Source organism: Aeromonas caviae (assembly GCF_000819785.1).
Taxonomy (GTDB): Bacteria; Pseudomonadota; Gammaproteobacteria; order Enterobacterales; family Aeromonadaceae; genus Aeromonas; species Aeromonas caviae.
On record NZ_CDBK01000107.1, the window covers coordinates 108,784 to 119,040 of the forward strand.

At 52.9% G+C, this 10,257-nt stretch carries 12 protein-coding genes; 9 read left to right on the plus strand and 3 right to left on the minus strand.

All coding sequences use genetic code 11. From position 1 onward, the window contains the following. Positions 1-17: 17 nt before the first annotated feature. Positions 18-1,544 (minus strand): replication initiation factor domain-containing protein, encoded by a 1,527-nt coding sequence (locus tag BN1120_RS19655; protein ID WP_042017659.1) that lies wholly within the window; start codon positions 1,542-1,544, stop codon positions 18-20. Further along, complete coding sequence (locus BN1120_RS19660; protein ID WP_039040799.1) at positions 1,531-1,782, minus strand: hypothetical protein; 252 nt, start codon at positions 1,780-1,782, stop codon at positions 1,531-1,533. Before BN1120_RS19660 ends, BN1120_RS19655 begins: the two co-directional genes overlap by 14 nt. Positions 1,783-1,906: 124 nt before the next feature. Here BN1120_RS19660 and BN1120_RS19665 point away from each other — a divergent pair, with 124 nt between their 5' ends. From BN1120_RS19665 to BN1120_RS19675, 3 genes are all read left to right on the plus strand, one after another. Further along, the gene (locus tag BN1120_RS19665) at positions 1,907-2,299 is read left to right on the plus strand and encodes a helix-turn-helix domain-containing protein (RefSeq protein ID WP_042017660.1); all 393 of its coding nucleotides are present in this window, start codon (positions 1,907-1,909) and stop codon (positions 2,297-2,299) included. A gap of 243 nt (positions 2,300-2,542) precedes the next feature. Next, complete coding sequence (locus BN1120_RS19670; RefSeq protein WP_042017661.1) at positions 2,543-2,755, plus strand: hypothetical protein; 213 nt, start codon at positions 2,543-2,545, stop codon at positions 2,753-2,755. 235 nt (positions 2,756-2,990) lie between these two features. After that, positions 2,991-3,230: a hypothetical protein gene (locus tag BN1120_RS19675; RefSeq protein WP_042017663.1), complete on the plus strand. Its 240-nt coding sequence runs from the start codon at positions 2,991-2,993 to the stop codon at positions 3,228-3,230. 563 nt (positions 3,231-3,793) lie between these two features. Here BN1120_RS19675 and BN1120_RS19680 read toward each other — a convergent pair. Next, entirely contained in the window at positions 3,794-3,994 is a 201-nt protein-coding gene (locus BN1120_RS19680) for a hypothetical protein (protein WP_042017664.1), read from the minus strand. A 155-nt stretch (positions 3,995-4,149) separates the two neighbouring features. On the opposite strand from BN1120_RS19680, the gene BN1120_RS19685 reads away from it, so the two are divergent. The 6 genes from BN1120_RS19685 to BN1120_RS21115 all read left to right on the plus strand — a co-directional run bounded on the left by BN1120_RS19685 (position 4,150) and on the right by BN1120_RS21115 (position 10,078). Continuing rightward, entirely contained in the window at positions 4,150-6,036 is a 1,887-nt protein-coding gene (locus BN1120_RS19685) for a phage/plasmid replication protein, II/X family (protein ID WP_052455435.1), read from the plus strand. Beyond that, entirely contained in the window at positions 6,024-6,419 is a 396-nt protein-coding gene (locus tag BN1120_RS19690) for a hypothetical protein (RefSeq protein WP_042017665.1), read from the plus strand. Before BN1120_RS19685 ends, BN1120_RS19690 begins: the two co-directional genes overlap by 13 nt. Positions 6,420-6,668: 249 nt before the next feature. Beyond that, positions 6,669-6,893, plus strand: coding sequence for a hypothetical protein (locus BN1120_RS19695; RefSeq protein ID WP_042017666.1), 225 nt, complete (start codon positions 6,669-6,671; stop codon positions 6,891-6,893). Positions 6,894-6,984: 91 nt separating this feature from the next. Beyond that, positions 6,985-8,352 (plus strand): hypothetical protein, encoded by a 1,368-nt coding sequence (locus tag BN1120_RS21425; protein WP_145983746.1) that lies wholly within the window; start codon positions 6,985-6,987, stop codon positions 8,350-8,352. Continuing rightward, positions 8,345-8,740: a DUF2523 family protein gene (locus tag BN1120_RS19710; RefSeq protein ID WP_042017669.1), complete on the plus strand. Its 396-nt coding sequence runs from the start codon at positions 8,345-8,347 to the stop codon at positions 8,738-8,740. The genes BN1120_RS21425 and BN1120_RS19710 overlap by 8 nt, the downstream gene beginning before the upstream one ends. Next, positions 8,741-10,078 carry a zonular occludens toxin domain-containing protein gene (locus BN1120_RS21115; RefSeq protein ID WP_080768127.1) on the plus strand — a complete coding sequence of 446 codons (1,338 nt, stop codon included), beginning with the start codon at positions 8,741-8,743 and terminating at the stop codon, positions 10,076-10,078. Positions 10,079-10,257: the final 179 nt, after the last annotated feature.

Genomic DNA, 10,257 nt, shown 5'->3' on the forward strand with positions numbered 1-10,257 from the left:
TCGTTGAAGAACCTTAGTTAGGTCGAAAATACAGGCAGCTCGTCCAAGTCAGGAGGGAGCGGCATTCTTAATCGCGCCGGAATATCACTTTCTTCCAGGTGCGCAGTTAATTGGTTAACAATCTTCTCAGGCGATAACCCCTCGATGTTCGCTAACCAATTAACAAGGCGACCCGCCATGCGGGACATATTAAATACAGCGTTATCCCTGGACGTTTTGAACTTGTTTTTAAAGGTGGTCAGTCTGACGGGCTTTATTTCCGCTTCCTGGATAGCAGCCAGCCATTTATCAAATTGCGGATACATCCCCGCAAAATAGGGGTCTGGGTTTACCAGGACGTCCAGCGGGATAATGCGGTCCTTATTGTGCAGCTCGCCTTCGGCGCGTACCCAATTCGGATACTCTGCCGACTGCATCTGTTTGCCCTTTTCGTATACCCGGGCGCACTTTCCGTTGATGCGGCTGCCCACGTAGAACGAGCAGCCCTTGGTCGGCACCATGCCAAAGCGCTTGGCGATGCCCTTGGCAACCTCGGTGATCACGAACTCGCCAGATTCAATCTTCATCCAGGACGGAGCGCGGCCCCGCTGGGGATGGAACTCGCCGGCTTCCGCGCCGGCAATGGCCCCCTGGTAGGTGATGTGCTCGCCGCTGTAGTCATCCAAGGCGAGATCCACCCGTGTGATGCGCACGCCTGGAATGTGAGAGATAACATCATGCAAAGCCTGGAAATCCAGGGCGGCACAACCCACACCGGAAAAACTCACCATGCAACCATGGTTTGCCGCACCCCAGCCAATCAGGCCGCAGGGGATGCCGTCACACAGCAGGTCAGCCGAATTGGCGTAACCGTGCAGGCCAGAGCGGCGAGGGCGCATCGTGAAGCGTGGCTCGGGGATGGGGACACCGATGCGGGTATTCAGCTCCTCTAACCAAAGCTCCAGCTCGTTGCAACAGAGGGCATCCAGGAACTGGACGCCGTAGCAGTCGATCAAGTCGTTGTAGGCTTCCCAATACTTGGCACCCTCGACAACCTCGAACTCGGAGAACTTGAGCAGGGCAGTGCAGACCGCCTTCAACTCCTTACGAATGTCGGCACGGGCCTTGTAACCGGAATGCAAAGCACGCTCCATCATTTCGGTCATGGATAGCGTCACGACAGGGGCAGGGGACTTAGGCACCCCATGGAGGCTTAACCGCTCAGTGGTCTTGTCATATTCAACCGTTGGGGTAGGGGAGACCCCCAGCCGTTCGGCCTTGCTGCACAGGCGTTCTGTCACCTTGTCAAAACGGGTGAGGGGAGCGAAGCCAACCGGACGCTTCCAGAGATAACGCAGCCCCTCGACAGGGGGTTCAGAAATGGCCGCTTGCAGGGCCTTCACGTTGGTATCGAAGCGCGGGATAGCCTTCAAGAGCGCCCCTTGCTTGGCAAGCTCCTTCATCTGGATCAACTCAGTCGGTGCCCAGGTGAAGGACAGATAGTCGATCAGGGTTTTGTTGCCGATAACCCCATTTATCGGCATCACGGAGCTATGACCAGTCATCGAAAAACACTCCCTGGTCATAGAAGCCGCGCCAGGTGTCCTCGGTGACTTCCACCAGTTCGAACACGGTATCGGGGTACGTCATCGACAGATAGACCCGCAGCTCATGCAGGTCGCGGAACATCTCGACCTGACCCGCGATGCAGGCGGAGTAATCGCCAGTCGGCTCTGCCTGCCAATAGACCTTCCGCTCAATGAGCGCGGGCAGATCCTGGTTTTGTGGGCTAGAGTGGGTCATATGTCACGCAATCAAATGGTTGGTTGATTCATTCAACCATGTGGCGAGTTGAATGGAAACAAGCTGTTTTTCGCCAAAATCGGTATGATGGGACGGATTGTCTAACCACTCAGGAGACAAAAACATGGACTCTAAAACGCTGCTTCTGGCCTACATGAGGGCCAAAAAGTACAGCCAATTCCAGGAAGTCGCCGCAGACCTGGGATTTACCACCTCGTATATCTCAGCCGTGAACAAAGGAAAGTCGCAACTCACTGATGCGACTGCAAAAAGAATGGCTGAGGAAGCTGGCTTGGATGTCAGCGAAGTGCTGTTAAGCATGGCGGCAGTCAGGGCCACCGATCCCGAGCTGAAACAGGCTTGGTACGATATCCTGGCGAAGTATTCAAAAGGAGCTGGCACGGCGGTAGCCCTTGCGGCGGCTGTGTTTCTGTCTCCACTGAGCGGGCCTGACCATACCGCGCATAATGTCGTTCAGCATTATGTTGAGGGTCTTCCCCCTGCCAAGCTCCTGTAAGGGGCAGGGGGACGCGACAAGGCCGCTACGTGGGCCAGCTCGCTGGCATCGTCGCAACGCCAGAGCGCCCGTAACATAATCTGTGTTATGCGCGACTGTGGGTTGCTATCAAAATCTCGTCGCCGGCGCGTTACCTGGACAACTATTTGCTATCAAAAAAGCGCATCGAGCTGGACCAGGCAACTCTATTTTGCTATCATTTCATCAGTGGGGCGCTGTTGCCCGTCAAGGGGGTGATATCAAATGTCCAAGCCGACCATCAATTTTGACTACCGTTCGGGCGTTCTCGATGCTGCATGGGTCGAACGTCAATTGGAGTTCTTCTGGTTCAAAGGCGATCACCAATTGCTGGTCTACTTGGACGAGGTAGAGCAAGACAATCTTCCTGTGCCTGCTGCCGCGACCGTGGGGCAGGTTAAAAGCATCATCCGTGACTATGTAAGGGCCAAAGCATGATTACCGTTCGAGATTTGTGCGTCCTGTCTTCTATCAGCATGTTTCTATTCCCCCTGTGTTTTGCTCATTGGTTTGGGTTCTCCATCACCTTCAAGTACGTAATGGTGTGTTTGGTTCTCTCCCCTCTATTGGGTGTCGGCTTTGTTCTTGCTGTCGGAAGTATCGGCTTCTGGTCTGAATCTCGTGCTCGCGCCCGTCGCATAGCTCGCGCTAAGGCTCGTAAGGGGGAGGGCGCATGATTCTTACCCTGCGACTCACCCCGGAAGAGGATCAAGTTGTCGAGCAGTTGAAGCAGGCCACCGGACAAAGCGCAGCTTCTAAGGCCGTGATGGTGGCGGCAGGCTCGTTCGTCCAGTTAGGCCAGACCGTTGAGCGTCAGAGGGCCGAACTGGAGACCCTGCGGCGTGAGTTTGCCGAGTATCAGCAGGTCGTCCAACGGTACAAGGCAGCTCGGCAAGACTTCGATAACCTGTAGCAAAACGCATCGCCCTGGATAAACCCGGGGCGACTTTTTGCTATCACCTTCTCGCGCGTTCGGCCTTGGCCAACTCCCTGCAGCCGTTCCGCCTGCTATCATTCCAACTCCCCGCCCTCGATGTGATCCCCTGCTGCTACTCGCCTATTGTGAGCTGCGCGAACAATGATAAACGCCCTGCCGCAGGGCGCTTGCGTCCCGAGGACCTATGCCCCGGGGCGTCCGCCTCCCCACCTGCTAATCAGCGGCGGGCCTCTCTGCTGTGAAACCCCCCCTTCCTGCTAAGCCGTCTTTGCGGCCCGGTGACGTTCGTCCATCTACGGAGAGGGTGGGCCCGCTCGCGGGCAGCAGATTCAAGGCTGGGCTTTTCGCTACGTCAAAATTTTCACGTAAGGCGGGAAACTTGGCCCCCGAAGGGGGCCGGGTGGGGTTGGAGCAAGCCACGTACTCTAACTGTGGCTTGGACTCCGGGAGCCGGACTAGGACTCGGGCTAATTCTTGTTGTTTTTTAGTGTGTTAGGTTTGATATGGCGTGTTAAATCAAGGTGGGGTGGGAGAGGGGATCAGTTGGCTATTCCTTTCCTCTCTCTCTCGATGGCGTTCGCCGCCTCTTCCAATCTGTTATCGATCAACCAGTTCACAATGTCGCTCATCTTGACCGTTGAGCTGCACTTGAAACTCGTCTCTATCGCCTTCCTCTCCAGCCTCATCCGGCGTGGGCCGTTGATTCTGACCGTGGTGTCTTCTCTCTGTGGTTTGCTCATCTGAGCCTCCTGACTGATTCCTCACTACCTGATCACAAGTCTACAGCATGCTAGTTTTTTGTGTTCACCATGCTTGCATGGCGCATGCGATCACCGTATGATTTTTCAATCACATGCGCGCATGCGTTAAATACTCGCCGGGAAATCACACAGGTATGTACGACTTTTGGGAAATCCATATCCCCTTCGCCGATAAGTGGTGTATCACTCAGCGCATTGGCGCTGGCTCTGCTGACATCGTGGGGATGGTTGACCTGGAGGAGTGCGGACGCCGTGGTTTGACCCTTGGCTCTAGACGTGTTGACTTCGCCATAGACAGAGAGGGCGCCATCCATGATCTCTACCACCCTTGGGAGTCTCTCCCTTCAAGCTTCACTGACATCGCGGTCAAGCTCCATCAAGCCCATCTCAAGCGCAGTTGGCCTTGCATTGCTCTCAAGGCATCACCGGCTAAGCTGCTGCAAGGTCACAACGTCTACGGGCCAGACAATGCTGCTGCTGGTATCCTCGAATTACTCGCGGCTTTCTCTCGAGCCCTTCCCCGAGTCGCTGAAATGCTCGACTGGGGCAATGCCCACATTCGCCGCGTAGACGTCACCAACTCGATCCAACTTCCTGACGCCGAGACGCTGGCGAACTGCCTCTCTGCCATCGGTAATCTCTCACACCGCCACCTGCGGGCCGCCAAAGAGGCGGACTATGAGAGCACCATCTATTTCAACAAGCGCAGTCAGGATCAGCAGGACGCTGGCCGTACCCGTGTTTTGGTTGTCTATGCCAAGCACAACGAAATGCAGCACCAGCTTGAACAGCTCCAACGGGCTAAGCGCACCGAGAAGACCAGCCGCTATGATGCGGTTATCAAGAAGCTGGAAGATCCAGAGCTGAACACCTTTGCCGCGAACCGCCTCCGGTTCGAGGGGAGGGCGCTGACCCGGTGGTTTGAGAAGAACAAGATCCCCCGCAACGTGTGGCAGTTCCTGACGTATGTTGGTCACTTCGAGAGCGACCCGGCCAATCAGGGCATGACTTTCTGTGAATGGGCATGGCGGGATCTCTTTAGTGAGATGTTCGCAGCACTGGGCACCACCAAGGTGAGCCTGACTCAAAACAGCCGGGTACAAGAGCAGCTGCGCAAGCATTACGGGCGCTGTAAGGTGCTCAAAAATCACGATGGTTCCACAACCGAAAAATGGAGCTATGCCCGTGCGGACCGCTTGATGTTGTTCTATCGCAGTCTGGCAACGGACGGGTGGGATAAGACCAAGCGCCTGACCGCTTCCAGCACCTTCTATGATGCTGTGAACTGCTTGATGGCCATCGGCCTGACGAAAGCCCAGCTTCAGAACTTGAAGAAGCGCCAGACCCTCAAGCTCCTGCACCTGATCAAGATGGACTTCACCGCCCAGCGCCCGGCGAACTACGTTGAACCCGTGGGCACCGTGCTGGACAAGCAGGGCGATATCCTCAGTATCGGCGACAAGTTCGGGCGCGGCTTCGTCCAGTCGTTCGGCCAGTCCCGCGAGCAGCTTATAGCCCGAGCCGTTGGATCCTATGTGGATCTTTCCGCTGCCGAGGCATCCGTGCAGCACCTCATTTCAGGGCGTCCCCTGCGCATCAGTGATAACGAGCAGCTTCACCTGGCTGTGTTCGACGATGGCTCCTTTGAGCTTATCCGGGGCGACATCTTCCAGTATCACGACAAGTATGAAATCCCGGTTCCCGACCAGCCCAAGTACGGCTCTGACGAGGAGCTTTTGGACGATTTCGCTGCTTACCTCGGCACCACATCAGCCCCTGAATTTGATGCCCGGTCATATGCCGAGACCGAGCACCGCAAGCTCTCGATCATCCTCGACGTACTGCGCGAGGAGTTGGCCGACGCCGAACAAGCCCCGGACATGATCGCCAAGGCCATCCAGCTCCGTGAACGAATCTCCCACACCAAGGCCCGGTTAGACCGCCTTTGGTACTGGGCTCACAAGGCCACCGATTCCCGTGGCCGCAACATCAAGCAAGGGGAAATTCAATGTCAGGTATGAAGCAAACTGTGAACTTCGTGAACGTTCGTTACGGCCAGATGGATGAAAGCGACGGCGGTAACGTCTGGGCTCACATCCACGTTATCGAGGATGCTATCGACGTTCGCGACGGGTTCGCCGGGTGTGACTTGGGTAAGATCACCCTCGACACCTCCGACGGTAACAAGCTGGCTAAGTCCATCCATGCCGCTGTTCGCTCTGGCGAACTGGTACCGGGCAATGCCGAGTTTGAATTCCAGCTCTCTTTCAGCCTCAAGGGTTCCAAGCCGACCGTGGTGGGCTTCGTACCGAACAGCAAAAAGCTTCCTCTTCCCGAGGCCATCAAGCAGGCCAGTGAGGGCGGGAAACTTCCAGAATCTGATAAACCTGCGAAGTTCAGCTAATGGCTTCCTGTCTTGTCTTAAATGGGTCGCAGTATGTTATCAGCGATATAACTCCCTGTACGGGTTATATCCTGATGACACAGGCAGATTATGACAAGATATCCGGCCTCGCTGATTTGTTGGTTTTCGATAGCGGCCAGTTTGTGAATATATCGGGTTATCTAATCCTTTTGTTTATTTCTGGCTACGTGTCCGGGCTTATAGCTCGAAAACTAAGTCGATAACTTTAAATACAGTGGAGTGTAATATATGTCTTTTTTCAAGCAGGCTAAGAAGTACGGCGTTATCGTTGTTGCTGGTTCTGTGGCTCTCAGCTCTCCCGCTGCGTTCGCGGTAGATGCAACCCTGACCGACACCATCAAAGCGGCTCTCACTTCCGGTCAGACCAACTATGCCCTGGTGACCGCTGGTGTCATCACCATGGCCGCCCTCGGCTTTGGCGTCGCCATGATTGTCGGGTGGCTGCGTAAGTGATCCTCGCTATCGCCTTGGCCTGTACCGGGGCGTTAGTTTTCGGGATGGCTTTTCTATCGGGGGTGTTCACCTCCTAAATCAAAGGGGGGCTATGCCCCCTTTTTTATTTGGTGCCGCCATGCGTTCATTATATTTACTGCTGTTCTCTCCTTCCTTGGTATATGCCGCCTGCGCTCCGGGTGTAAATTATGGCTCCTTTACCATGGGGTCTCCTAGTCCTGTTTGTGTCGCTTATTCAGGTTCAATGCTTGGGGGCTGCACTGCTTATTGCGGTGGTGGGGCTGGCAGTTCGGTTTGTGTCGAATTGCCTAACGCTGATAGTAAAGGACCATATTTCACCGATGGCACTGAATGTAAATTGGATGGTAGTGGCGGTGATGGTGATGGTGATGGCGGCAATGGTGGTGATGGTGGGAGTGGTAGTGACTATGGTAAAAAGTGGGTGTCTTTTAACGACTCAGGTTATGAGCATGTAAGCACCACTTTGTCAAAATTAAATGAAAACTTGGGTAAGCAACTTGTCGATATTAATGGGCGTAGCGCCAGAATGTACGACTCGTTAAATACGAATACCCATACAGCACTAAAAGAATTGCAGGAAAGCTATAAGACAAATGACATTTTAAATGATGCGCTGCCTTATATTAAGCAGACAGCAGGTAGCACTTCTGGTACGAATTTATATTTGTCGCGAATGGAGTCTCTGTTAGCGACGTCAACTTTGAACTTAAAGAATATTGCTGATATCGTTGGGAACGGTTCAACTGGTTCAAGTAGTGGTGCCGTCTCTACGGTTGATTTATCTGCAATCAAAGGTGATGTAGCCTCACTTAAAGCAATGCAGCAATCATTAATGTCAACCATTGGCTCCATTAGCGGCAATACAAGCTCCATGTCATCCAATATGGGGAGTATGCTTGGTGCTATTGGGAGCCTTCAAGGTTCGGTTAATTCGGTTAACTCCAATATTTCTAGCCAGTCTGGCTATTTAAGTCAGATGAATGACAATCTTTACGGCATTAAGTACATGCTCCAGGATGGTTTAAAGAATGGCTGGGGAAATTCTGGTGGAGGGCAGGGCGGTGATGGTGGTGATGGTGGTGATAAGCCTTGCACCGGGCCGCTTTGTGCGTTCTCGCCTTCTGGTTCTGTGCCCGGCAATGGTCTTTCAGACGTGTTTGGTGAGGTGGCCATTGCGGGTGTTAAGCAGCAAGTCACCGATAAGCAGGTCGAGATTCAAGCCCAGATGGACGAAATCAAGGGGGTGTTTTCACCTGGAAAACTTGAGGTGTCGGGAACTTACGAAAATGACTACCACGATATTCATGGCGCTAAGGTTGACTTGAGCGGCAAATCTAACATTGAGTTATTTTTTTCATCCGGTGCATCTCAAGTCATATGGTTTTTGGCAGTGTTAATTGCTTTTGGTATTTTGATGGGGGGCAGGCGTGATGCGTAACTTAATTATTTTGTGCTTGATGTTATTCCCTGCATTGGCAGTGGCTGACGATTCATCTTTTCTTGATTATGTCGGGGATAGGCTTAACGGCATTCATTATACGATAACGGAGGAGGTCCCCGGCCTGTTCCATCGCTTTACTGCATGGGGCATTGAGTTTTATACGCTTTGCGTTATTACCGCAAAGCTTGAAATGCTAAAGTTTGCTTACTTGGTTGCAAAGCAAATAACCACTGACATTAATTTGAGTGGCTACCTTCTTTCATCGTTGTCACAACTTCCATCTGGTGTTAGGTGGGCATTGGAAAAGATGAACTTTGTTAACGGCCTTAACTTAATCATTAATGCTTACATTACTCGTTTTGTCTTGAACTTCTTGGGGTGGTAAATGGCAATCGTCATTGAGCACGGGCATAACGGCTCTTATAAAAGCTCCTCTGTTATTTGGTATCGGCTTTTGCCTGCATTAAGGCAAGGTCGGCTTGTGGTGACGAACGTGGCGGGGATGTATCCCCTTCATAAAATCGAGGAGTTCTTGGGGGAGAAATTCCCTAAGACAGCTCGCTTATTTAGAATGTCCTCGCAAGACCCAAAATATCAGAAGCTTTGGCGAGTTTGGCATCATTGGATGCCAATTGGTGCATTCGTATTTATTGACGAGTGCCAAGATATATATGACCGTGATGTATTCAGCGGCAAGGAAGAATACAACCTCCAGCCGATAGAATATTATGACTCTATATTGCCCGCTGATTTCATATCACTTTACAAAGAGAGATTGGATTCATATCGCCCTGACCATTTAGAAGAATGTGATATGGACGACACGGGGAGGGTGGTTTTTGACGGGGAGGGGAGGATTATATATCCCACCACGCCCAAAGAGTCTTTTATGCGTCACCGTCATTATAACTGGGACGTTGTTCTTGCTACGCCGGATATTACCTCTATTCCTCGGCCCGTGCGGGCCTGCTGCGAAACAGCTTTTGCCTATAACAGCAAAGACAGCTTCTTTCTTTCTAAAAGGAAACCTAGAATTTATGAGCACAACCCCCTTGAAAATGGAATTCCTACGCAGAAGAGTGTCACGTTTAAAAGGCATGTTCCTGTGGCTGTACACCGTTTATATAAATCCACGCAGACTGGAAGCATTACCAAATCAGGACAGTCAAAAGGCCCGTTTTCCTCTCTCAAGCTTCGCGTTGTCTTATTTGTCGTCCTTCCGTTATCTCTTCTCTGGTTTGCTTACAACCTTTATCACTTCTTTAGCCCCTCTGTTCCGGTTTCTCATGAAGCTGCTGATGTGGCTTCTTCGCAAGGTGGTTCTGCGCCTGCTGGTTCTGTGGGCGTGCCTGTTTCTGATGCGCATTCTTCTGGCGCCGCTCCTGACCGGGGTGCTGACCCTTTTTTGATGCCGTTCCGTGTTACAGAGCTTTTCGTGACTGGATCCAGCGGGGCTATCTATGCCGGGCGGTTTGAAGGGCTGGTGATTTTCTCCGGCGTTCGTGGCAATCAAGAACTGGCGTTTAACTCTGACGACTTGGTGAATATGGGTTACAAGGTCGATTACCTGGGCGACTGCTATTCGGTTGTCACTGACCGCGCTGGCCGGGCAATTACCGTGAACTGTGCTCCGAGGATCTACAGCGCACCAACGTCACCCGATAAGGCGGTTATCCCCGAGAACGTTGTGCAGCTTGCCAGCCTGACCAATCTTTCAAGCTGATCTAAAAAGAACAATGGCACCGGGCCGCGGGCCCGCGATAGCGGGCTGAGCGGCCGGGGGGCCGCGGCCCGGTGCCGTTGTCCCCATGATGCCGATAAAGAGAGTTATCGGCATCAGCCAGCCCCGATACCCCATCCCGCCATAGACCAAGCCACAACCGCGCATAATGTATATTATGT

Coding starts and splice junctions, on each gene's coding strand:
- BN1120_RS19655 (WP_042017659.1), bottom strand. CDS start 1,544: ATGACTGGTCATAGCTCCGTGATGCCGATAAATGGGGTTATCGGCAAC.
- BN1120_RS19660 (WP_039040799.1), bottom strand. CDS start 1,782: ATGACCCACTCTAGCCCACAAAACCAGGATCTGCCCGCGCTCATTGAG.
- BN1120_RS19665 (WP_042017660.1), top strand. CDS start 1,907: ATGGACTCTAAAACGCTGCTTCTGGCCTACATGAGGGCCAAAAAGTAC.
- BN1120_RS19670 (WP_042017661.1), top strand. CDS start 2,543: ATGTCCAAGCCGACCATCAATTTTGACTACCGTTCGGGCGTTCTCGAT.
- BN1120_RS19675 (WP_042017663.1), top strand. CDS start 2,991: ATGATTCTTACCCTGCGACTCACCCCGGAAGAGGATCAAGTTGTCGAG.
- BN1120_RS19680 (WP_042017664.1), bottom strand. CDS start 3,994: ATGAGCAAACCACAGAGAGAAGACACCACGGTCAGAATCAACGGCCCA.
- BN1120_RS19685 (WP_052455435.1), top strand. CDS start 4,150: ATGTACGACTTTTGGGAAATCCATATCCCCTTCGCCGATAAGTGGTGT.
- BN1120_RS19690 (WP_042017665.1), top strand. CDS start 6,024: ATGTCAGGTATGAAGCAAACTGTGAACTTCGTGAACGTTCGTTACGGC.
- BN1120_RS19695 (WP_042017666.1), top strand. CDS start 6,669: ATGTCTTTTTTCAAGCAGGCTAAGAAGTACGGCGTTATCGTTGTTGCT.
- BN1120_RS21425 (WP_145983746.1), top strand. CDS start 6,985: ATGCCCCCTTTTTTATTTGGTGCCGCCATGCGTTCATTATATTTACTG.
- BN1120_RS19710 (WP_042017669.1), top strand. CDS start 8,345: ATGCGTAACTTAATTATTTTGTGCTTGATGTTATTCCCTGCATTGGCA.
- BN1120_RS21115 (WP_080768127.1), top strand. CDS start 8,741: ATGGCAATCGTCATTGAGCACGGGCATAACGGCTCTTATAAAAGCTCC.